At 72.9% G+C, this 22,313-nt stretch carries 19 protein-coding genes and 1 pseudogene; 8 read left to right on the forward strand and 12 right to left on the reverse strand.

What is annotated here, in order from left to right; all coding sequences use genetic code 11:
• The first annotated feature begins 5 nt into the window (after positions 1-5).
• Positions 6-1,112 carry a glycosyltransferase family 9 protein gene (locus tag ACWDVW_RS09255; RefSeq protein ID WP_449946337.1) on the forward strand — a complete coding sequence of 369 codons (1,107 nt, stop codon included), beginning with the start codon at positions 6-8 and terminating at the stop codon, positions 1,110-1,112.
• A gap of 58 nt (positions 1,113-1,170) precedes the next feature.
• Here the strand turns inward: ACWDVW_RS09255 and ACWDVW_RS09260 are convergent, their stop codons facing one another.
• A complete protein-coding gene (locus ACWDVW_RS09260) occupies positions 1,171-2,022 on the reverse strand; it encodes a glycosyltransferase family 2 protein (RefSeq protein WP_449946339.1) in 852 nt (283 codons plus the stop codon).
• Between the two features lie 251 nt (positions 2,023-2,273).
• A pseudogene (gene rfaE2 / locus ACWDVW_RS09265) lies at positions 2,274-4,004 on the reverse strand (D-glycero-beta-D-manno-heptose 1-phosphate adenylyltransferase); the annotation flags it as partial.
• A gap of 279 nt (positions 4,005-4,283) precedes the next feature.
• Between rfaE2 and ACWDVW_RS09270 the strand changes: the two are divergent.
• Complete coding sequence (locus tag ACWDVW_RS09270; RefSeq protein ID WP_449946341.1) at positions 4,284-5,960, forward strand: MDR family MFS transporter; 1,677 nt, start codon at positions 4,284-4,286, stop codon at positions 5,958-5,960.
• A 98-nt stretch (positions 5,961-6,058) separates the two neighbouring features.
• Here the strand turns inward: ACWDVW_RS09270 and ACWDVW_RS09275 are convergent, their stop codons facing one another.
• From ACWDVW_RS09275 to ku, 6 genes are all read right to left on the reverse strand, one after another.
• On the reverse strand, positions 6,059-6,550 hold the full coding sequence (locus ACWDVW_RS09275) for an NUDIX domain-containing protein (RefSeq protein WP_449946343.1): 492 nt from the start codon (positions 6,548-6,550) through the stop codon (positions 6,059-6,061).
• A gap of 240 nt (positions 6,551-6,790) precedes the next feature.
• Positions 6,791-7,801 carry an NADPH:quinone reductase gene (locus tag ACWDVW_RS09280; RefSeq protein ID WP_449946345.1) on the reverse strand — a complete coding sequence of 337 codons (1,011 nt, stop codon included), beginning with the start codon at positions 7,799-7,801 and terminating at the stop codon, positions 6,791-6,793.
• A gap of 125 nt (positions 7,802-7,926) precedes the next feature.
• Entirely contained in the window at positions 7,927-8,580 is a 654-nt protein-coding gene (locus ACWDVW_RS09285) for an HAD family hydrolase (RefSeq protein WP_449946347.1), read from the reverse strand.
• A 133-nt stretch (positions 8,581-8,713) separates the two neighbouring features.
• Complete coding sequence (locus ACWDVW_RS09290) at positions 8,714-9,577, reverse strand: SCO6745 family protein (protein ID WP_449946349.1); 864 nt, start codon at positions 9,575-9,577, stop codon at positions 8,714-8,716.
• Between the two features lie 3 nt (positions 9,578-9,580).
• Positions 9,581-10,228 (reverse strand): FKBP-type peptidyl-prolyl cis-trans isomerase, encoded by a 648-nt coding sequence (locus ACWDVW_RS09295; protein WP_449946351.1) that lies wholly within the window; start codon positions 10,226-10,228, stop codon positions 9,581-9,583.
• A 193-nt stretch (positions 10,229-10,421) separates the two neighbouring features.
• On the reverse strand, positions 10,422-11,492 hold the full coding sequence (gene ku / locus ACWDVW_RS09300) for a non-homologous end joining protein Ku (protein ID WP_449946352.1): 1,071 nt from the start codon (positions 11,490-11,492) through the stop codon (positions 10,422-10,424).
• An 86-nt stretch (positions 11,493-11,578) separates the two neighbouring features.
• On the opposite strand from ku, the gene ligD (ACWDVW_RS09305) reads away from it, so the two are divergent.
• Entirely contained in the window at positions 11,579-12,520 is a 942-nt protein-coding gene (ligD, locus tag ACWDVW_RS09305; protein ID WP_449946353.1) for a non-homologous end-joining DNA ligase, read from the forward strand.
• Positions 12,510-13,424 carry a non-homologous end-joining DNA ligase gene (gene ligD, locus ACWDVW_RS09310; protein ID WP_449946355.1) on the forward strand — a complete coding sequence of 305 codons (915 nt, stop codon included), beginning with the start codon at positions 12,510-12,512 and terminating at the stop codon, positions 13,422-13,424. Before ligD (ACWDVW_RS09305) ends, ligD (ACWDVW_RS09310) begins: the two co-directional genes overlap by 11 nt.
• Before the next feature lie 52 nt (positions 13,425-13,476).
• Here the strand turns inward: ligD (ACWDVW_RS09310) and ACWDVW_RS09315 are convergent, their stop codons facing one another.
• Positions 13,477-14,385, reverse strand: coding sequence for an aminoglycoside phosphotransferase family protein (locus ACWDVW_RS09315; RefSeq protein ID WP_449946357.1), 909 nt, complete (start codon positions 14,383-14,385; stop codon positions 13,477-13,479).
• A gap of 49 nt (positions 14,386-14,434) precedes the next feature.
• On the opposite strand from ACWDVW_RS09315, the gene ACWDVW_RS09320 reads away from it, so the two are divergent.
• Positions 14,435-15,187 carry a TIGR03089 family protein gene (locus tag ACWDVW_RS09320; RefSeq protein WP_449946358.1) on the forward strand — a complete coding sequence of 251 codons (753 nt, stop codon included), beginning with the start codon at positions 14,435-14,437 and terminating at the stop codon, positions 15,185-15,187.
• 74 nt (positions 15,188-15,261) lie between these two features.
• Here ACWDVW_RS09320 and ACWDVW_RS09325 read toward each other — a convergent pair whose 3' ends face one another.
• Complete coding sequence (locus tag ACWDVW_RS09325) at positions 15,262-16,941, reverse strand: DNA repair helicase XPB (protein WP_449946360.1); 1,680 nt, start codon at positions 16,939-16,941, stop codon at positions 15,262-15,264.
• Between the two features lie 445 nt (positions 16,942-17,386).
• Here ACWDVW_RS09325 and ACWDVW_RS09330 point away from each other — a divergent pair, with 445 nt between their 5' ends.
• Complete coding sequence (locus ACWDVW_RS09330) at positions 17,387-17,626, forward strand: hypothetical protein (RefSeq protein ID WP_396741042.1); 240 nt, start codon at positions 17,387-17,389, stop codon at positions 17,624-17,626.
• 104 nt (positions 17,627-17,730) lie between these two features.
• Here ACWDVW_RS09330 and ACWDVW_RS09335 read toward each other — a convergent pair whose 3' ends face one another.
• Positions 17,731-20,202, reverse strand: a complete 2,472-nt coding sequence (locus ACWDVW_RS09335; protein ID WP_449946362.1) for a helicase-associated domain-containing protein — start codon at positions 20,200-20,202, stop codon at positions 17,731-17,733.
• Positions 20,203-20,285: 83 nt separating this feature from the next.
• On the opposite strand from ACWDVW_RS09335, the gene ACWDVW_RS09340 reads away from it, so the two are divergent.
• Together ACWDVW_RS09340 and ACWDVW_RS09345 are read left to right on the forward strand one after the other, a co-directional pair.
• Positions 20,286-20,909 (forward strand): HAD family hydrolase, encoded by a 624-nt coding sequence (locus ACWDVW_RS09340; RefSeq protein ID WP_449946364.1) that lies wholly within the window; start codon positions 20,286-20,288, stop codon positions 20,907-20,909.
• Between the two features lie 28 nt (positions 20,910-20,937).
• The gene (locus tag ACWDVW_RS09345; RefSeq protein ID WP_350700346.1) at positions 20,938-21,324 is read left to right on the forward strand and encodes a cold-shock protein; all 387 of its coding nucleotides are present in this window, start codon (positions 20,938-20,940) and stop codon (positions 21,322-21,324) included.
• Here the strand turns inward: ACWDVW_RS09345 and ACWDVW_RS09350 are convergent.
• Positions 21,285-22,133 carry a 1,4-dihydroxy-6-naphthoate synthase gene (locus tag ACWDVW_RS09350; protein WP_449946365.1) on the reverse strand — a complete coding sequence of 283 codons (849 nt, stop codon included), beginning with the start codon at positions 22,131-22,133 and terminating at the stop codon, positions 21,285-21,287. The two genes, ACWDVW_RS09345 and ACWDVW_RS09350, sit on opposite strands and share 40 nt — an antisense overlap.
• Between the last annotated feature and the right edge of the window lie 180 nt (positions 22,134-22,313).

A 22,313-nucleotide genomic window follows, 5' to 3' on the forward strand; every position in this document is an offset into this window, starting at 1 on the left:
CTGCCGTGGCCGCTCCGGATCTGCTCGCTCCGGCCACCGGGCTGGTGCCCGACGTGGCCCGGATCGCCGTGTTGCGGGCCAACGCGCTCGGCGACTTCATCTTCGTGTTGCCGGCGCTGGACGCGCTGCGGGCCGCGTACCCGGGTGCGGAGATCGTGCTGCTCGGCGCGCCGTGGCACGCGGAGCTGTGGACCGACCGGCCGGGCCCGGTGGACCGGGTGGAGGTGGTGCCGCCGGCACCGGGCATCCGGGCGGCGGGCCCCGGCGAACCCGAGTCGAGCATGGTCGACTTCCTGGCCGCCGCCCGCGAGCAGCACTTCGACCTGGCGCTGCAACTGCACGGCGGCGGTGCGAACTCGAACCCGCTGGTAGCCGCGCTCGGTGCCCGGGTGACCGCCGGACTGCGCGCCGAGGACGCCCCACCGCTGGACCGGTGGCTGCGGTACGTCTACTACCAGCCGGAGGTGATCCGCTACCTGGAGGCGGTGGCGCTGGTGGGTGCCGCGGCGACCACGATCACCCCGACGCTGGCGGTCACCGAGGCGGACCGCGCCGAGGCCCGCTCCGTGCTCGGCGAACCGGCCCGTCCCCGGGTGGCACTGCACCCCGGGGCCACCGACACCCGGCGCCGCTGGCCGGCCGACCGGTTCGCCCGGGTGGCTCGGATGCTGCACGCCGACGGGTACGAGGTGCTGGTCACCGGCACCCCGGCCGAGCAGGACGTGGTGGACCAGGTGGTGGCGGCGGCCGGGGTGCCGGTCCGTCCCCAGGTGGGCACGCTCAGCCTGGGCGGGCTCGCCGGCTGCTACGCCGACTGCGAGCTGGTGATCTCCAACGACACCGGCCCGCTGCACCTCGCCGGTGCGGTCGGCACCGCCACGGTCGGCATCTTCTGGGTCGGCAACCTGATCACCACCGCCACCGGGCTGCGCGGGCGACACCGGCCGATCACCTCGTGGACGGTGCACTGCCCGGTCTGCGGGGTGGACTGCACGCCCGGCATCTATCCGCACCGCCCCGGCGACGGCGACTGCCCGCACCGGGACTCCTTCGTCACCGACGTACCGGTCGTCGAAGTCCTCGAAGCCGCCCGCGAACTGCTGTTCCGCTGAGCCCGGAGGTAAGGAGGGGACCCCTACTAACGCCTCGTGTATAGGAAGGGTCCCTTCCTTACATCAGCACCTCCCATGCCTCGACGTCGCGTTCGGTGACGGTGGTCGGTGACTCCAGGTGGTAGGCCCCGCTGGGCAGGACTCCGGCGCCGCCGTACCGCGCCATCACGGTGATCTGGGCGGCGACGTCCTCGCCCTGGTGGCGCTCGTGCACCCGCCGCCAGAACTCGAAACCGCCGCACTCGACCAGCTTGGCCCGGTCGTACAGGACGCAGCCGCCGATCCAGGAGACCTGGTACGCCCGCCAGTTCCCCGCCGGCACCTTCAGCGCCTCGGTGACGTGCAGCAGGTTCGCCGCCGAGTGGATCTGCGCCCGGTCCCACTCCGGGGTGCCCGGACGGATGCGCTCGGGCACCGGCCGGCCGCTCCACTCCCGGTAGTGCCGGTGCGTCTGCGGGCGTACGTCGTCCAGGTACGACAGTCCGTGCACGCCGTTGCCGACGAATCCGCAGCCCAGTTCCTGGATCGCGGTGACGAGCCGGGACAGGGCGCCGGGTTCCAGCCAGACGTCGTCGTCGAGGAAGAGCACGTACCGGGCGGCGGACGCGGCGAGCAGGGCGGCCCGGTGTTCGGCCAGCCCACGCCGGGGCAGCCGACGGGTCAGCAGCACCGGATGCCCGCGATACCGCAACGCACGGACCATGGTGGCCGCCGCCGGGTGGGCGTACCCGGGGTCGCCGTCGGACTGGTCGCTGACCACCACCCCGAACCCCGGCACCCCCTCCTGGGCGGCGAGCCCGGAGAGGGTGACGGCGAGTTCGGCGGGCCGGTCCCGGGTCGGGACCAGGACGTCGAGCAGACGATCGGCGCGGAAGTCCGCGTGGTCGCCGGTGTCGAGCGGTCGGTTCACGGCGCCTTGCCGGTGGTCGGCGGGACGCCGGCACGGGACACCGCCACACCGTCCGGACCGGCGGCGACCTCCTGACCGGCAGCGACAGTGTCGCCCGCAACGACCGCCCGGCCCGCACCCACCTCGTCCACCGAGCCGACCGAGCCGTCCGCCCCGTCCGAACCCTCTGCGCCGGTCGTGCCGGTCATGCCGGGCGTCCCGATCGAGCCGACGGAGCCGACCGTGTCGGCCGTATCGGCCATGCCGCTCTGGCCGTGGGCGCGGATCCGGTCGATGATCGCGGAGGTGGAGCGGTCCGGCACGTACCCGAGCGTGCGGACCTGCCCGCCCAGCCGCTGCACTAGCGGTGCCTCGGGTACCAGGTCGGGCGGGTAGTCGCCGCCCTTGACGTAGACGTCGGGGCGGACGGCCTCGATCAGACCGGCCGGCGAGTCCTCCTCGAAGACGACCACGTGGTCGACACAGGAGAGCGCGGCGAGCAGGGCGGTACGGTCCTCCACCGGGTTGACCGGCCGGTCGGCGCCCTTGAGTCGGCGGACGCTGTCGTCCGAGTTGACCGCCACCACCAGCAGGTCACCGAGGGCCCGCGCCTGCTCCAGGTACCGCACGTGGCCCCGGTGCAGCACGTCGAAGCAACCGTTGGTGAACACGATCGAGCGCCCGTTCCGCCGATGCTCCGCGATGATCCCGGCCAGGCCCTCGGCGCCGACCAGCGCCGAGTCGCCCGGCGTCGGGTGGCCGAGCGCGGCCAGCAGGTCGTCGCGGCGACACACGCAGGTGCCGGTTCCGGCGACGGTGCTGGTCGCGGCGAGTTGGGCGAGCTGCGCGGCGGTCGGCAACGGCGCGCCGGCGGCGAGTGCGAGCGTCATGGTCGCCAGGTACGCGTCACCCGCGCCGACCGCGTGGCTGGCCGGTACGGGTGTGCTGTGGCTGCGGGCGGGTCGTCCCTCGGCACCGCCCACCACCGCACCGTCGGTGTCCAGGGTCACCGCGACCACGTCCGCGCCGGTGTGCGCCCGCAGCTCCGCGAGTCGGGACTCGGCCAGGACGGCCCGGTCGACACCGGCTCCGGCGTCGGCGTTCACGGTCACCCCGGTGCCGGTCACGCTGAGCCCGTCGCGGGTCATCGCGACCCGGTCCTCACCGGGCGTGGGCTCACCGGTCGGCCCGTCGGTACGCCGCAACCCGCCCGGCGCGGTGCCCATGGTCAGCTCCGACGGTCCGTCGGTCGGGTCCACCTCGGGGTGTTCCAGGTGCAGGTCGGTCGGGGCGTCGGCGGTGGTCAGCCCGGCGGTGCCGGCGCGGGCGAGCAGTCGGCTCGCCTCGGCGAAGCTCGGCGTCACCACGGTCGGGGCGAGGCCACGCCAGTCGGCGAGGTCGTGCGCGTCCAGCGCGACGGTGGCGTACCGGCTGCGGTGGGCGACCAGCCAGGCGCGCACCGGTGCCGGCAGCGCGCCCAGGCCGTAGTCGCAGATCACCAGCGTGGGAGCCGCGCCACCGGCGGCGGCCCGCAGCTCCTCGGTCGCGCAGTCGAGGGCGGTGAGCAGGCAGTCCACGCCCACGTCGGTGAGCGGGTCGTCCGGGTCGCCGGAGTCCTCGCGGAGCAGGATCTGGTCACCGGCCAGCATCCGGCGCTTGACCGGGGTGGGACGTCCCGGCTGGCTGACGGTCCGGTCCCAGACGCCCGCCCGGTCCAGACAGTCGTGCAGCTCGTCGCCGGCCACGTCGGCGCCGACCGGTGCCACCAGCACCGACCGACCGCCCAGGGCGGCGACGTTGACCGCGGTGTTTGCCGCGCCGCCCGCCGCCGAGATGCGTCGCCGCAGGGTGAGGACCGGGGCCGGGGCCTCCCGACACAGCCGGTCGGAGTCGGCGAACCGCCATTCGTCGAGCATGGCGTCGCCGATCACCAGGACCGGGCGCCCGAGCCAGCTCTGCACGACGTCGGCGAGCCGGAGCTGTTCCGCTGCTGCTCGTGCCATGCCGGCGGATCCCCTTGCCGCTCCGGGTCAAACCTGCCCGACCGGCTGCCGGTGCGGGCGGGGTCACGCACCTCGGGGCGTTTCGGGCGTTCGGGCCGAGCCGGACGACCTGCCGGCCTTCTGCGCCAAGATCGTCGAGGAGTTCGCCGAGGGCCGGCACTGACCCGACCACCGGCACCACCCGAAGCCGGTCCGTCCGACACCCCCCGCCGGGCCTGACGGACGGACCGGCTTCGTCCGTCCCGGGCATGTTTCCGGTGGTACGGGAAAACGGGCGCAATGACCACGGAGAGCCACCCGGAGCCGGTGCTGAGCAAGGGGCAGCTCCGGCTGCTGATGTTCGGGCTGATGACCGGCATGCTGCTGGCCGCCCTCGACCAGACCATCGTCGGGACCGCCCTGCCCACCATCGTCGGCGAGCTGGGCGGCATCAGTCACTACTCCTGGGTGGTGACCGCGTACCTGCTCGCCTCCACCGCCTCGACCCCGCTGTACGGCAAGATGGCCGACCTGTACGGACGCCGCCCGGTGTTCCTGTTCTCGATCGGGACGTTCCTGCTCGGCTCGTTGCTGGCCGGCCTCTCCCAGGACATGACCCAACTGATCGTCACCCGAGGGGTGCAGGGTCTGGGTGCCGGCGGTCTGATCACGCTCGCCTTCACCATCATCTCGGACGTGGTCTCGCCTCGGGAGCGTGGCCGCTACCAGGGTGTCTTCGGCGCGGTGTTCGGTATCGCGTCGGTGGCCGGGCCGCTGGTCGGCGGCTACTTCGCGGAGACCAACTGGCGCTGGATCTTCTATCTGAACGTGCCGCTGGCGATCCTCGCCATCGTGGTCTGCTCGCGCGTGATCCGGCTGGTGCCCTTCACCCGCCGGAAGCACTCGATCGACTGGCTCGGCGCGCTGCTGCTGGTCGCCGGGGTGAGCAGCCTGCTGCTGGCGCTGAGCTGGGGCGGGAACACCTATCCGTGGGGTTCCGCCGCGATCATCGGCCTCTTCGTCGTCGGTGCCGTGCTGACCGTCGCCTTCGTGCTCCAGGAGCGCCGGGTGGCCGAGCCGATCCTGCCGCTGCGACTGTTCCGCAGCGCCACCTTCACCCTGGCCAACGGTGCCGGATTCGTGCTCGGTCTGGTGATGTTCGGGTCGATCATCTTCATCCCGCTCTATCTCCAGATCGTCAAGGGCGCCTCGCCGACCCGCAGCGGTCTGCTGATGCTGCCGATGATGGCCGGCATCATCATCACCTCGGTGCTGACCGGCCGGGCGATGAGCCGGATCGGCCGTTACAAGTGGTTCCCGGTGACCGGCTCGGTGGTGCTGCTGGTCGGGATGCTGCTGTTCACCCGGTTGCAGGTGGGCACCTCGCTGTGGGTGGCGTTCGGGTTCATGGCGGTGATCGGCGTGGGGCTGGGACTCTGCATGCAGTCGCTGGTCCTCGCCGTACAGAACTCCGTCTCACTGCGGGACCTGGGCGCCGGTACCTCGTCGGCGACGTTCTTCCGATCGCTCGGCGGATCCTTCGGGGTGGCCATCCTCGGCGCGGTGCTCTCCGCCCGGCTGGCCGCCGAGATGTCCGACCGGCTGCCGGCGGCGGTGGCGCAACTGTCCCCGGAGCAGCGGGCGGCAGTGGGCCCGACCGGTGGCGCGGGAGTGTCGGTCGACGACCCGGCGACGATCCTGGCCCTGCCCACCCCGGTACGCGCGGCCGTCCAGGTGGCCTTCGTCGAGTCCCTGCACCTGGTCTTCCTGACCACCGGGCTGATCGCGATCGTGGCGGTGCTGCTCACCCTGGCCCTGCCGAACGAGCGGCTGCGCGGCGCCGGCCCGGAGGGGGCCACCGGCGGCACCGACGGCCTCGGCGGCGAGGGCCCGGCCCCCGGCGGCAAACCCCTGGACCGCTCCTCGAAGCCCGAGGCCGCCGCCGACATGGAGGCGAAGTCCCAGACGATGCTTTGACAGACCCCTGATCGTGGCAGTGTGGCTGTTCGACACGCCGACGCGGGAACAGCCACACTGCCACGATGAAAGTCTTCGTCCAGCCGGCTCCGGCGGGGTCACTTGAGGATCAGGCGGTTGGTCTGCTCGAAGACGTCCAGGTCGGCAAGGGTCTCCAGGACGCTCGTGGAGAGCGGCTGCGGCATCGCCTCGCGGTGGAAGAAGGCGGCGTCGGTGGTCTCCTCGGTGACCCGGGCCAGCCGCCCGTCCCACTCCTCGACCCGGAACGCGGTGGTGAAGATCTGGTACGTGTGGCCGTACATGTTGGTGTGGGTGCGGTCGGGTCCGGTGTAGAGGGCGAACGCGCTGACCCGCAGCGCGCGTAGTCCGGTCTCCTCGCGTACCTCCCGCACGGCGCAGTCGGCGATGGACTCGCCCAGCTCCATGGCACCGGCGGGCATCGCCCACTGCCCGTTGTCGGAGCGTCGGATCAGCAGGATCCGTGCGGAGCTGTCGCGGACCACGGCCCGCGCGCCGACGAACATCAGTGTCCGGTCGCCGGCCAGGGCGCGGAGCTGCCCGACGTACGAATCAGCCCAGGAGATGCTCACCCGGACAAAGTACGGGGGTTCCCGCGGCGGATGTGCCGGAACCGGCCACGCCGTAACGTTTCTCGGCGCATCATCGCCGTTAGGAGTGGGCGGCTCTCGAAGACCTCACTCCCGGTGGGTGGCCCCGGCGTTCGCACCGCGCCGGGGCCACCCGTTCCTTGCGGGGCGACCCGCACCGTCAGTATTGCGAAACTTGTTCGCGTCTGTCCCGGTGATGGGGAAATAATCCCAGCTCAGGCGCTATTCGCTGGTGTCGACCAGGACCTTCCCGACGACCGACTCCTCCACCGCCCGATGCGCGTCGGCGGTCGCCGACAGCGGAAAGCGGTGCAGCGGCAGACCCGCCTCCGCGCCCACCCGGATCCCGCCCTGCGCGGCAGCCGCCGCCACGTCCACCACCGCCTGTGCCTTCGCCGCCTTCGGCACGGTGTAGACCAGCACGAACTGCCACCGGGCGTTCGGCACCAGCAGCGGCCCGACCGGCAGGGTCACCTCGCCATCGCCGTCGTCGGCGTAGACGCAGACCACGCCGCCGGGCCGCAGCAGACGTACGTCGGTGGCGGCGTTGCGGGCCGGGGCGACCTCGACGATGCCGTGGACCCCGTCGGGCGCGACCTTGCGGACCTCCTCGACCACGTCCTGCTCCCGATAGTTGATCACTATCGAGGCTCCGGCGGCTGCGGCGAGCTGCGCCTTCTCCGCGCTGCTGACCGTGGCGATCACGCAGGCGTCGGCCCAGGAGGCGAGTTGGATCGCCGCGTTGCCCACCGCACCCGCCCCGCCCTGCACCAGCACCGTGTGATCGCTCAACGCGCCCGGACCCAGGCTGTCCGGCAGGTACTCGCCCGAGGTCAGGCAGCGGTGCGCGGTCAGGAACGGGATACCCAGGCAGGCGCCCAGCTCGAAGGAGGCGTCGCCGAGGCGTACCGCCTGCCGCACCGGCACCACCGTGTACTCGGCGGCGGTGCCCCAGGGCCGCTGCCAGGCGGCCTCCCAGACCCACACCCGCTCGCCGATCAACTCCCGGTCGACGCCCTCGCCGACCGCCTCGACCACCCCGGCGCCGTCCTGCCCGGGCGTCTGTCCGCCCGTCGGCGGGACGGCCTGGCGGCGGGCCTTCCAGTCGGTCGGGTTCACCCCGGCGCAGGCGATCCGGACCAGCACCTCACCCCGCCCCGGCTCCGGCACCGGCCGGTCCACCACCTGGAGCACCGTGGGGTCGCCGGTGCGCTCGTACACGACCGTCCTCATCGCGCCCTCCTCGACTCGGCGTGGGCGCCGTTGGCGTTACCCGACCCGGCGGCACCCATGCCGCCGGAGACCAGGCGGCCCGTTCGAGCACGACCTTCGAGCGGCCGGGGCCGGTCGGTGGCGGTTCAGCCGAGCCGGTCGACGAACTCCGGGGTCAGCTCGCCGATGGAGTCGAGCACCGCCGTCGCCAGCCGCTGCGCGTCCGGATCCAGGGGGTACGACCCGTGCGGCACCGCCACCACGATCATCCCGGCGGCGGCGGCCGACCGGACGCCGTTGGAGGAGTCCTCCACCGCGACGCACCGGGCCGGGGCGACGCCGAGGCGTTCCGCCACGGTCAGGTACACGTCCGGGGCCGGCTTGCCGCGTGCCGTCTCCTCGGTGGACAACGTGCTGCCGAACTCGTCGGTCAGGGCGGTGGCCTTGAGCGCCGCCGCGATCAGCCGGGTCGGCGACGAGCTGGCCAGCCCCAGCGGCCACCGCGCAGCCACCCGACGCACCACGTCGTCCGCCCCGTCGATCAGCGGTACGCGAGACGCGTACCGCCGGCTCATCTCCTCGACCACCTCGGCGGCGACCTGCGCGGCGGTCCGCCGTACGCCCAGCTCACCGCTGAGGTACTCGGCCCACTCGCCGGTGCTCATCCCCATCAGCCGACGCTGGGTGTCCGGCTGCCAGGTGCCGCCGTGCGTCGCCACGTACGCCCGGCGGACCTCCTCCCAGACCGGCTCGGAGTCCACGATCACGCCGTCCAGGTCGAAGACCACCGCATCCACCACGCACACCATCCTGCCGTACCCGCCGCTGATGAAAGGAAGGGTCCCCTGCTAACGCCTCGTGTATAGGAAGGGACCCTTCCTAACTCCAAGCCGCAACGCGCCCGGCGGCGTTGGTCGGTCGGTGCGCTGCGCCCTACCGGGCGGGCAGGCCGATCGGGCTGTCCGGCGGGATGACCCGATGGGCGGCCAGGGCGATCGGGTCGAGCAGTTCGCGCAGCCGTTCCGTGCGCGTCGCGCCCAACGCCTGCCAGGGACGGGCGGCGGCCGAGTCGGTGGCCTCCTCGACGGCCCGGAAACCGGCCCGACCACGGTCGGTCGGCTGGCCGTCCGAGGTCAGCCAGCCACGGTCCGCCAACCGGTCCCGCGCCTGCGCCCACTCCTGCTCGGACCAGCCCCGACCGAGCAGGTTGGCGGGTGGCATGTCGACCGCGACCCGCCAGGCCAGCGTCTCCACCGGATCGAGGTCGGCGGCGACCAGGGCCGCCACGTGCCCGTCGCCGCGATGTTCGCGCAGTGTGGTGGCGGCCTGCCAGAGTCGGGCCAGCGGGTACTCACCGCGCGGCAGCGCGGCGTTGGCCGCGCCGAGCACCCGACCGGCGGTCCTGACCTCGTCGGCGGCTGCCGACAACAAGTCGGCGGCCTCGGCCAGGTGTTGCTCGGGCAGCTCGTAGACCAACTCGGCGAGGGCCTGCACCGCCCCGGTCAGCCGGGACCGCAACGCCTCCTCGGGCTCGGCCAACTGCCACACCGCCGGCAGGGCACGCGCCACCATGTGCGGGGCGAAGGTGAAGAAGGCCGCCACCACCGGGGCGGGGCCGGTCGGCCCGAGCGGGGCGGCCCGACCGGCGAAGTATCCCCGCCAGTACCCGCGCAGCCCGGCCGCCTCGTACGCGGCGCGGGCGCGCGGGTGGAAGTAGGTGACGGCGTGCACCGGCTCGTAGTGCGTCCACATCAACCGGGCCGTCCGCCCGGGCTCGTCCGCCGTCGCCACCGTCATCTCCTACTGGGCGGCGAGGATGTCCACCACGAAGCGCAGCGGCCCGGCCGGCCGTCCCCCCGCGCCATCGGTGCCGTACGCCTGCTCGGCCGGGATGTCGAGCTGCACCCGGCTGCCGACCTTCACCCCGACCAGGCCCTTGTCCCAGCCCTCGATGACCTGTCCGACGCCGATCGGGAAGGTGGCCGGCTGCCCCCGCTCCCAGGAGGAGTCGAACTGCTCGCCGTTGGCGAAGAGCACGCCCACGTAGTTCGTGGTGATCGACTGCCCGGCGGTCACGGCCGGTCCGGTCCCCTCGATCAGCGGGGTGACGGTGAGCTTGGTCAGCTCGCCCTCACCGGCGCTCACGGTCGGCTTGCTGCCGAGCGCCGGGTCCGCGCCCTCGGGCAGTTGCGGGGCGGGTGGGGCACCCGGCGCGCCCGGCTCGGCCGGTGCGTCCGCGGGGGCCGACGGCGAGCCGGCGGCCTGCTCGGGAGCGTCGTCGCCGCCACGCTGGCCGACGATCACGAAGACGGTGACCAGCACCGCGACCACGGCGATCCCGGCGAGACCACCGGCCCAGGCCTGCCGCCGCCGCTTGGCCTCGGCCGCCTTCTGGGCCGCCAACTGTTCGGCCAGTCGCCGCCGTGCCTTGGTCTCCTGCTCGCTCACGTCCTCGACTCCCCTGCTGAGAGGTGTGGGTGCGTCCGGCTACAGACGCCGTCGCCGACACACGGTACCTGGTGGCAGACGCAGTTCCGACCATCGATCGTGACCCGTGGGAATTGTGCGGCAACTGGGACACGGGGGCACGGGTGCGACAGGGGCGAGGACCTCGCCCCGACGGGGCCGAGGAGATCGCCGGTCAGGCGGACTTGCGGGGAGTCGTCTTCTTCGCCGGGGCCTTCGCGGCCTTGGTCGTCTTCTTCTCGGCGGTCTTCTTGGCCGGCTCGGCCTTCTTCGCCGGGGCCTTCTTCGCACCGCCGGCCGCAGTGCCGTCGGCCTTCGTACCGTCGGCCTTCGTACCGGTGGCCTTCTTCTCGGCGGTCTTCTTGGCCGGGGCCTTCTTCTCAGCGGTCTTCTTCTGTGCCGAGCGGGCGGAGGTGATCGGGGTGGGCGCACCGGCGCCGCCGCCGGCGGCCGCGCCGCCTCCCTCGCCACGGGCCGCACGGGCCCGCTCCACCGAGGCCTTCAGCGCCGCCATCAGGTCGACGGCGGCGGGCGGCGCCTCCTCGACCTCCTCCGGCTGTACGACCTCACGGCCCTCCACCTTCGCGTCGATGACCTCCTGCAGCGCCGCCCGGTAGTCGTCGGTGAACTCGTCCGGGTGGAAGTCACCGGCCATCGAGTCGACGAGCGAGGTGGCCATCGCCAGTTCCGGCGGCCGGACCTTGAGGTCCTCGTCCAGGAAGCCGAAGGCCGGCTTACGGATCTCGTCGGGCCAGAGCATGGTGTTCAGCAGCAGCACGCCCTCGCGTACCCGCAGGGTGGCCAACTGCTCGCGCTGGCGCAGCGCCACCTTGACGATCGCCACCCGCTCGGAGTCGGTCAGGGCGTCCCGCAACAGCAGGTACGGCTTGGTGGCCGTGCCCTCCGGCTCCAGGAAGTACGCCTTGTTGTAGAGGATCGGGTCGACCTGCTCGGCCGGGACGAACTCCAGCACGTCGATCGCGTGGGAGGTGCTCAACGGCAGCTCGGCGAAATCGGAGTCGGTGAGGATCACCATCTCCCCGCCGCCGATGTCGTAGCCCTTGGCGATGTCGTCGTAACTGACCTCCTCGCCGCAGACCTGACAGGTGCGCTTGTACCGGATCCGCCCGCCGTCTTCCCGGTGCACCTGGTGGAACCGGATGTCCTTCTCCTCGGTCGCGGAGTACAGCTTCACCGCGATCGAGACGAGGCCGAACGACACGGCCCCCTTCCAGATGGCGCGCATCCTGCACCCCCTTCCCCGATATCGACCATGCTCGCATCAGACGGAACCGGGCGCGAGGTGTTCGGCCTGCTACTACAGTCGTTTTCGTGCCCGGCGCGCCACTGAGGCCGATGCTCGCGGTGACCGGGCAACTGCCTGCCGGCGCCGGGTGGGCGTACGAGTTCAAGTGGGACGGCGTACGCGCACTTGCCGACATCGCCGCCGGGCGGCAGCGCCTGTACGCGCGCTCCGGCGTGGAGATCACCACCGCCTACCCGGAGCTGATCCCGCTCGGCGAGCAGGTCGACGACGCGCTGCTCGACGGCGAGGTGGTTCTCTTCGACCGGGCCGGTCGACCGTCGTTCACCGCCCTGGCCGAGCGGATGCACGTACGGGACCCGGCCAAGGCGGCCCGGCTTTCGGCGAGCGCCCCGGTCACGTACATGATCTTCGACTTGTTGCGGCTGCGCGGCACGGACCTCACCGGCTGGCCGTACGCCCGGCGTCGGGAAGCCCTCGACGAACTCGGACTGGGCGCGGCGCGGTGGACGGTACCACCGGTTTTCCCGGACGGCCCGGCCACCTACGACGCAGCCGGTGAGCACGGCCTGGAAGGGGTGATGGCCAAGCGGGCCGACTCGACCTACCGGCCCGGCGTGCGGTCGCCGGACTGGGTGAAGGTCAAGCTGGAGGTGACCGGGGACTTCGTGATCGGCGGCTGGCGACCCGGTGCCCGTCGGATCGGCGGCCTGCTGGTCGGGGTGCCCGGCACCGGTGGGCGGCTGATCTATCGGGGGCGGGTCGGCGGCGGGATCGGGGCGGCCCTGGAACGCGAACTGCTGCGGGAGTTGGAGCCGCTGCGCACCACCACCTCGCCGTTCGGCGGCGACGTGCCCCGCGAGGATGCGCGGGGCGCGATCTGGGTAACGCCCCAGGTGGTGGTCGAGGTCAAGTACGGCCAGCGCACGCCCGACGGGCGACTGCGGTTTCCCCGGGTCCTGCGGCTGCGGCCGGACAAGTCGGCCGAGGAGGTGGAGGATGCCGAGTGAGCGGCTCCGGGTCGACGTCGCCGGACGCACCCTGGAGTTGTCGAACCTGGACAAGGTCCTCTACCCGAAGGCCGGCTTCACCAAGGGCGAGGTGATCGACTACTACACCCGGATCTCGCCGGTGCTGCTGCCGCACCTGCACGATCGGGCGCTGACCCGGATCCGCTACCCGAACGGCGTGGAGGGCAACTCCTTCTTCGAGAAGAACGCCCCGGCCGCCACACCGTCCTGGGTGCACGTCGAGACGTTGCCCGCGCCGGGCTCGACGAAGGGCCGGGAGACCATCGACTACGTGGTCGCCGACGACCTGCCCACCCTGGTCTGGCTGGCCAACCTCGCCGCCCTGGAACTGCATACCCCGCAGTGGAAGGTCGGCGCGCATCCGGACCTGATGGTGGTCGACCTGGACCCGGGTCCACCGGCGACCCTGCGGCAGTGCTGCCGGGTGGCGCTGCTGCTGCGCGAACGGCTGGCCGCCGACGGGGTGGACAGCTATCCGAAGACCTCCGGCAAGAAGGGCATGCAGCTCTGCTGCCCGATCGCGGGTACGCAGTCCGCCGACGACGTGTCCGGGTACGCACGGCGGATCGCCCAGGAGTTGGAACGCGAGCACCCGAAGCTGATCGTGTCGAAGATGGCGAAGAACCTTCGGCCCGGCAAGGTGTTCATCGACTGGAGTCAGAACAGCGCGGCGAAGACGACGGTGGCCCCGTACTCGCTGCGGGCACAGCCGGTGCCGGCGGTGTCGACGCCGTTGACCTGGGACGAGGTGGAGGCGGGCGCGGCCGGTAGGCGACCGTCGACGAAGCCGTACACGGCCTCGGAGGTGCTGGAGCGGGTCGAGGAGCACGGCGACCTGCTCGCTCCGCTGCTCGAACCCGGCCGCGCGCTGCCTTCGGCGTAAGGAAGGGGCCCTTGTTAACGCCTGCGGTATAGCAGGGGACCCTTCCTAACAGCTATCCCAGCCCGTCCCGCTCGGCCAGCACCTCGGTGATCACGCGGTGGTCGCCAGCGGCCAGGGCGGGATCGGAGTCGAGGTGCTGCGCCAGCAGCAGCATCGCCTTCCACAACGCCCAGCCCCGCGCCCGTGCCCAGGTGCCCTCGTCCTGCCCGACCGTCTCCCGGAAGGCGTGCCGGCTGCTGCCGGAGAAGAACGTCCAGGCGATCACCAGGTCGCAGGCCGGGTCACCGACACCGGACGTGCCGAAGTCGATCACCGCGTGCAGCTTTCCGTTCACCACCAGCAGGTTGCCCACCGCGATGTCCCCGTGGAACCACACCGGACTGCCGCGCCACTCGGCGGCCAGGGCGGCCTCCCACACCGCAGCGGCCCGCGCCACGTCCACCCGACCGGCCAGGACGCTCAGCAGATGCCGCGTCTCCGCGTCGTAGTGCGCCGGCGAGGCACCCCGGAAGAAGCTGTGTTCCCCGGCAGCCGGGCCGCCGGTCGGGTCGCAGGACTGTAGGGCCAGCACGAACTCGCCCACCGCTACGGCGAACCGCACCGGGTCGTCGACGCGGGCCAGGTCTGCCGTCTCGCCCGGCAGCCAGCCCCGTACCGACCAGGGAAAGGGATACCCCTCGCCGGGGATCCCGCTGCCCAGGATCGACGGGACGGCGACCGGCAACTCCGGCGCGAGCCGGGGCAGCCACTCGTTCTCCTTGGCCACCGCCGGGACGTACCCGGCCGCCGTCGGCAGGCGCACGGTCATCGTCTCGCCCAGTCGGTACGTCCGGTTGTCGTGGCCGTCGCGGTCCACCGGAGTGACCGGCAGGTCGGCCCAGGGCGGGAACTGAGCGGCGATCAGGCGCCGGACCAGGCCGGCGTCGATCCCGGCACGGCCGTCGGCAGGAGTCGGAGACATCCCGCGATCCTCATTTCGTCACCGTGCGTCGGCAAGGGATTATCGACGGATGGAGACCGCCCTGCCCGTACTGTCCGCCGACGGCCTCGCCGAGCGGGACCGGCCGTTGATCACCTGTTTCGACCACCGGACCGGTGCCCGGCACGATCTGACCGCCGCGGAACTGGGCGAATGGTCGGCGCGCGCGGCCGGCCTGCTGCGGGACGGGTGTGGGTTGGCGCCGGGCAGCCGGGTGGCGGTGCTGTTGCCGCCGCACTGGCGTACCGCTGCGGTGTTGCTCGGGGCCTGGTCGGTGGGGATGACGGTGTCGTTCCGGCCGTGGGCCACCGCCGGGTTGCCGGTGCTTGAGCCGGGCGGCGACCGGCCGTACGACGCCGTGCTGGTCACGCCGGAACGGCTCGACGACTGGCTGGAGGACGTACCGGAGGGGCTGCACCGCTATCTCGTCGGCACCGGTTCGGAGCCGCTGGCCGAGGTGCCGGCCGGTTGGCTCGACTGGTCCGTGGAGGTGCTGCGGCACGGCGCGGCCCCGGCTGACCGTCCCGTGCTGCACGCCGGTGACGCGGCCAGCCCGGACGGCACCAGCTACGCCGAGTGGGGATCGGTCGCGAAGGCGGTCGCCGAGCAGTTCGACCTGCGGGTCGGTGACCGTCTGCTGGTCGACGTCACCGAGCACGACCAGCCGTTGAAGTGGCTGCTCGCCCCGCTCTCCGCCGGTGCCTCGGTGGTGCTCTGCGCCAACCTCGATCCCGAGCGCAGGGACGCGGTCGTCGCCGCCGAGCAGATCACCCGAGTCCTCTGATCTTCGGCTCCCGAGATGTTAGGAGGGGACCCCTGCTATACCGGAGACGGTAGTAGGGGTCCCTTCCTTGCATCTCAGTCGACGGTCGGCAGGGGTGGGCCGAGGACGTCGTCGGCGTCGACGATGGTGTACGCGTATCCCTGCTCGGCGAGGAAACGCTGGCGGTGGGCGGCGTACTCGGTATCGATCGTGTCCCGGGACACGACGGTGTAGAAGTGCGCCTGTCGGCCGTCGGCCTTCGGGCGCAGCACCCGACCCAACCGTTGCGCTTCCTCCTGGCGGGAGCCGAAGGTGCCGGACACCTGGATCGCCACCGCCGCCTCGGGCAGGTCGATCGAGAAGTTGCCGACCTTGGAGATCACCAACGTGCGGATCTCACCCGAGCGGAACGCGTCGAAGAGCCGCTCGCGTTCCTTGTTCGTGGTCGAGCCCTGCACGATCGGGGCGTCCAGGTATTCACCGAGCTGGTGCAACTGGTCGATGTACGCGCCGATCACCAGCGTCTGCTCCTCCGGGTGCCGCTCGACCAGGGCGCGTACCACCGGCAGCTTGGTGCGGGCGGTGGCCGCCATCCGGTAGCGCTCCTCGGCCTCCGCCGTCGCGTACGACATCCGTTCGGCGTCGGTCAGGGTGACCCTGACCTCGGTGCAGTGCGCCGGGGCGATCCAGCCCTGCGACTCGATGTCCTTCCACGGCGCGTCGTACCGCTTCGGGCCGATCAGGCTGAACACGTCGCCCTCCCGGCCGTCCTCGCGGACCAGGGTGGCGGTCAGCCCGAGGCGGCGGCGGGCCTGGAGGTCGGCGGTGAAGCGGAAGATCGGCGCGGGCAGCAGGTGCACCTCGTCGTAGACGACCAGACCCCAGTCGCGGGCCCCGAACAGGTCCAGGTGGGTGAAGGCGCCGCCGCGCCGCGAGGTGAGCACCTGGTACGTGGCGATGGTGACGGGTCGGATCTCCTTGCGCTCGCCGGAGTACTCGCCGATCTCCTCCTCGGTCAGCGAGGTGCGGGCGATCAGCTCCCGCTTCCACTGCCGACCGGCGACCGTGTTGGTGACCAGGATCAGCGTGGTCGCCTTCGCCTCGGCCATCGCCGCCGCGCCGACCAGCGTCTTGCCGGCGCCGCAGGGCAGCACCACGACGCCCGAGCCGCCCGCCCAGAACGCCTCGACGGCCTCCCGCTGGTACGACCGCAGCGTCCACGGCTTGCCGCCGTCCTCGCCGTCCTGGGCCAGCGCGATCGGGTGGGCCTCGCCGTCGACGTACCCGGCCAGGTCCTCCGCCGGCCAGCCGAGCTTGAGCAGGGCCTGCTTGAGCCGGCCGCGCTCGGACGGGTGCACCGCGATGGTGTCGTCGTCGAGCTTGTTGCCGAGCATCCCGGCGAGCTTCTTGCTCTTGGCCACCTCGACCAGCACCATCCGGTCGAGGGCACGCAGGACGAGTCCGTGCGCCGGGTCGTTGGCGAGCTGGAGCCGGCCGTACCGGTCCATGGTCTCGGCCACGTCCACCAGCAGGGCGTGCGGTACCGGGTAGCGGGAGTACTTGATCAGGGCGTCCACCACGCCCTCGGCGTCGTGGCCGGCGGCCCGGGCGTTCCAGAGCCCGAGCGGGGTCAACCGATAGGTGTGCACATGCTCGGGGGAACGCTCCAACTCCGCGAACGGCGCGATGGCCATTCGGCAGGCCTGGGCGTCGGGGTGGTCGATCTCCAGCAGCAGCGTCTTGTCGGACTGCACGATCAGTGGTCCACCGCTCACGCGGAACCCCCTCCTCGGTACGGCTGATCGGCCCGCTCCGGCAGGTGGCTGACCTGCGGGCGGGCGACCATCCAGTGTTGCACGCGCGGCCGGGTGGCAAGAAAACCGTCGACCAGCTGCAACCCGGTGGGTACCTCGGTGCGTCTTGCACTGGGGGAGACGATCGTCGAGGCCGCGCGTGCCCACGGCGACCGTCACGCCGGTCGGCGTCGGCGCGCGTTCGCGCCGCGACGAGAGGGGCCACCGAGCGGGGGCCGGGTCCCGTCGTCGCGGATGCCAGCGGGGGCGAGCGCGTGTCCGGGCCGCACCGGCGACCCCCACCCACCGTTTCACCGTCGCCGCGGCCGGGGTATGAACCCGCCGGATCGTCACGTGATGGTGCTGGTCGGTTGCGCTCCGGGGTGTCACCCTGGACGGCAGGGCCGGACCGTACGGGGGAGGGCGCATGACCGTTGACCAGGAAGTGATCTTCGACCGCGAGCAGGCGCAGTCCGCAGAACCCGTCTCCACCGCCACGGTGATCGCGTACGCGGTCCTCGGGGTGGCGCTGTTCGGCTGGTTCCTCTTCGGGTGGCTCGTCCTCCAGCAGGGCTTCGTGGACTCGGTCGGCGAGGCGCTCGGCACCGGCTTCGCGCTGCTGCTGGTCGTGGCGATCGTCGGATCGGTCCGGCGCAGCCTGCGCTGACCGGCCACCGTCCGGGCACCGGGTCACCCCCACAGCGCCACGTCACGTCAGCCAGCGCCACGTCACGTCAGCCAGCGCCACGTCACGTCAGCCAGCCAGCCGGGTCACCTCTCCAGCACGGCTGCGGTGATCCGGTGCAGGGCGAAGGTGTGCAGCATCTCGGTGCGCTCGTCCTCGGCGCGCAGATAGCCGGCGCCCAGCGAGACGGGACGGACCAGCCGGGACGCCGTCGCCCCGTGCGCGTCGACGTAGCCCACCCAGACCAGCGCCTTGTCGCGTACCGCCTGTTGCAGCACGGCCAGGGCCTCGCTGTGGCCGGTGGCCGGGGTGGGGCCGTCCGGCGTACCACCGCGCACCGCCGCCGGTGCCCGCCGGGCCGCCCGCGCCGCCGCGTCACCTCGACGGATCTGCTCCACCACACCCAGCAGGCGCGGCAGGGGCAGACGCGGGGTGGCCAGCGGATCGAGGGCCCGGGTGGCGACCGAGACCCGGGCGGGTGCCCGCCGGGCCTTCGGCCGGGTCAGCACCGCCGAGCCGGTGGCGTCCTCGGCCACCGGGGCGTAGCCCGCCTCCCGGAGTACGGCGAGCATCCGCCCCGACTGGTAGGGGGTCACCAGCACGGTGGGCGCGAGCCGACGCAGCGCCAACGCCTCCAACCGTCGGTCCGCGAGCACCTCGGCCAGCAGCGCCTCGTCGTCGCTGCGCAGGTACGCCCCGGCGGAACCGACGCGCAGCCCGCCGTGCTTGCGGGCCACGTCGTCCACCAGGTACGTCAGGCCCTGCGGCACCGGGGTGCGGGACCGGCGCCGGAACAGGTCGTGCAGGTCGTCGGCGGAGTACCCGGCGTCGAGCGCCCGGCGGACGCTGGCGGTGGTGATCCGGTGCACGCTCGCCCCACCGGCGGACTCCGGTTCGGCGACCACCTCCAGCTCGGCGGCGAGCGCCGGCTCGGGTGGCCCCGGCACCACCACGGTCAGGTCGGCCTGCACCAGGAAGTGGTCCACCGGGGCGGGCAGCAGCGCGTCAAGTGCCCGCACGGCGGTACCCGTACCGTCCTCGGCGTCGGCCCGGAGCCCGAGCGGGTCGTCCGCGTCCCGGTCCTCGCTCGCGGTCGCCTCGGCCAGCAGCAGCCGCCCGTACGAGGTGAGTGCCCCCAGCCCCGTCACGCCCAGCGTGGCCGCCTCGGTCAGCACCTCCCGGTGCGCCGCCTCCCGCCCCCGACTGCGGCGTGGTGCCCGCCAGTCGAGCAGTGTCAACACCTCGTCGGCGGTGGGCGCGCTGGCCCGTTCCAGGTCGGCGAGGACGCCGAGCACCGCCCTGCGCGCGGCGGGCGCCCCGGCGCGTTCCGCCTCGGCGGAGAGCACCGTGATCGGGCGGTCCCGGTCGTCCCGTTGCCCGACCAGTCCGACCTGCCGGGTCATGGTCAGCCAGGCCCGGGCCACCTGCTCCCAGCGCTGGGCCAGTGAGCCGGCTCGCCACATCTCGTACCCGGCGGTGGGCATCACCTGCTGGTCGGCGCCGTATCGGCCGGCGGAGCCGGGCAGCTCCACCTCACCGGTCAGCCCGGCCGCGTACGCCACCTCCAGCATCAGCGCCGCGGTCGGCTCGTCCAGGCCGGTGGCGCGGGCCAACCGGCGCAGGTCGCGTACGCCCAGGCCACCCGAGCGGAGCACCGGCGCGGGTTCGGCGGCCAACTGTTCCAGCAGCGCCTCGGTGTGGCGTACCACCTCCATGGTCTGCCCGGCCCCGGCGGAGTCGGCGGCCTTCGGCTCGCGTGGGGTGCTGGCGACCGCCGGTGGGCTGGTGCGCAGCGGCCCGAGCGGCCCGGTGTCGCGGCGCAGCAACAGCCCGACCTCCCGGGGCAGCTCGACCATGCCCGCGGTGCCGCCCTTGCCACCGGCGACCCGCACCAGCAGCCGGTGGTCGATCAGCCAGCGGACCGGCGAGCCGGTCGCCGCCCCGCCGTTGGTGTCGTCCGGCGGCAGGTCGTCGTCGGTGCCGACCGCCGGGGCCCGCAACGCGCCGGCCGGCACGCTGCCGACCGGTGGCCCGGCCGCCAGCCGGTCCAGGATCGCCCGCGCGGACGGCGGCGCGGAGAGCAGCGTGCGGCGCAGCTTCGCCGGGTCCGCGCAGAGCGCGGCCGTGCGCGGGTCCAGCTCGGTGGCGGGTCGGCCGAGTCCCGCCGGGTACGGGGAGATCTCGTCGACGCCACCGACCAGGCGCAGCTCGTGGTCGGGGCCGTAGAGCAGGAAGAGGGCGCGCAGCCGGTCGACGGCGGCGCGGACGGCGGACGGTGCGGGCGGGTGCGGGCCGGTGGTGGCCATCGCGAGGACCCCGTCGACCGAGGTGGTGCCGTCGGCCGGGTCACGGGTCAACCGGGCGGCATCCAAGATCAGCAGGGTGAACTGGTCCAGCCCGTCCAGCGAGCGTGACACCGAGACCCGGGACTGGGCCCGGATGGCGAGGGCGGCGACGTCGGCGGGCACCGGCACGACGAGGTCGGGCCGCGCCTGGAGCAGCGCGGCGAGCGACTCGTCGGGCAGCGCCCGCAGGTGGTCGGCGAGTGAGGTGCTCATCGTCGTTCCACGCTAGCCCGGCCGGGGTCGCTCCCGCCCATCGGACGTCCCGGCTGGTCTGAGTGGCCGGGTAGCTTCGCAGCATGCGCCAACTGACGGTCGGTTTCGACCTCGACATGACCCTGGTCGACTCGCGTCCCGGTATCGCCGCCACCTACCGGGCGTTGACCGAGCGGACCGGCGTACCCGTCGACGCCGAGGTCGCCGTGTCGCGGCTGGGCCCGCCGCTGCGGACCGAGATCGCCCACTGGTTCCCGCCGGAGCGGATCGACGAGGGGGTGCACGCCTTCCGCGAGCTCTATCCCGCGTACGCGATCACGCCGACCGTGCCGCTGCCCGGTGCCGTCGCCGCCCTCGACGCGGTACGGCAGCGGGGTGGCCGTGTGCTGGTGGTCACCTCGAAGCTGGGCCGGCTGGCCCGACTGCACCTGGAACACCTGGGCCTGACGGTCGACGAGGTGGCCGGTGACCTGTTCGCCGAGGGGAAGGCGACGGCGTTGCGGGAGCACGGCGCGACCCACTACGTCGGCGATCACGTGGCCGACATGGTGGCGGCACAGGCGGCCGAGGTGCCCGGGATCGCGGTGGCGACGGGCCCGTGTTCGGCCGACGACCTGAGGGCCGCCGGGGCGGCGACCGTGCTGGCGGATCTCACCGGATTCCCGGCGGCGCTCGACGACATGATCCGGCTAGCCTTGAGGCAGTAGACGTCTCAAGCGAAGCAGGGGTTCTCAGGTGCCTACGGGTCGAGTGAAGTGGTACGACGCGGCCAAGGGATACGGGTTCGTCACCAGTGACGAGGGTGGCGACGTGTTCCTGCCGAAGACCGCGCTACCGGCGGGTGTCACCGACCTCAAGGGCGGCCAGCGGATCGACTTCAGCGTGGTGGACAGCCGACGGGGTGTACAGGCCATGGGGGTGAAGCTGCTCGACGCCCCGCCCTCCGTGGCCGAGCTGCGGCGCCGACCTGCCGAGGAACTGCACGGGCTGGTCGAGGACATGATCAAGGTGCTGGAGGCGAAGGTCCAGCCGGACCTGCGCCGGGGCCGATTCCCGGATCGCAAGACCGCCCAGAAGGTCGCTCAGTTGGTCCACGCGGTCGCCCGCGAGCTGGAGGTCTGAGGCACGAGCCCGGCGTCGGCGGCCCGGCCCAGCAGCGCCTCCACGGCAGCGAACCCCGCGTCCCCCAGGTCGGCGGTGAACTCGTTGACGTAGAGGCCGATGTGCCGGTCCACCACGTCGGGCTCCATCTCCTGCGCGTGCGCCACCACGTACGCCCGACTGGCCGCCGGGTCGGCCCAGGCCCGCTGGACGGAGTCCCGGATCCACCCGGCGGCCTGCTGCGGGTCGACCACGCCGCGCCGAGCCAGGATCGCGCCGAGCGGGATCGGGAGTCCCGTGTCGGACTCCCACCACTCGCCGAGGTCGACCAGGGCGGTCAGCCCGTGGCGCGGGTAGGTGAACCGCGCCTCGTGGATCACCAGCCCGGCGTCGTACCGTCCGGCGGCCACGCCCGGCATGATCTCCTGGAACGGCACCACCTCGATGCGGCGCGGCGTCCGGCCGGCGGCCCAGAGCCGGAACAGCAGGTACGCGGTGGTCCGGTCGCCCGGCACCGCCACCGTCGCGTCACTGAGGTCGGTCCGGTCCGGCCGACCGTCCCGGTCGGCCCGGGTGAGCACGAGCGGCCCGCACCCGCGCCCCAGCGCACCCCCACAGGGCAGCAGATGGTAGTCCGCCAGTAGCCAGGGCAACGCGGCGTAGCTCACCTTCACCAGGTCGAACGCGCCGCGCTCGGCGGCCGTGTTGGTGACGTCGACGTCGGCGTACGTCACCTCGACCGGAGGTGCCCCGAGCACCTGCCCGTGCACCAGCGCGTGGAAGACGAACGTGTCGTTGGGGCAGGGCGAGATCGCCAGCGAGAGCGCCACGACCCCACCGTAACCCCGCCTCCGCACCCCGCCACCCGCCGGTACCACCACCGTCACCCAGCCCACACCCGCCCCACTCCGGCCTCACCCCACCTCAGCCCCCCCTTCACCTCGGCCCCACCTCGGCCCCACCTCGGTCCTGGCCTCGGGCCCCCTCCACCTCGGCCCCACCTCGGCCCA

Source organism: Micromonospora sp. NPDC003241, assembly GCF_053589795.1.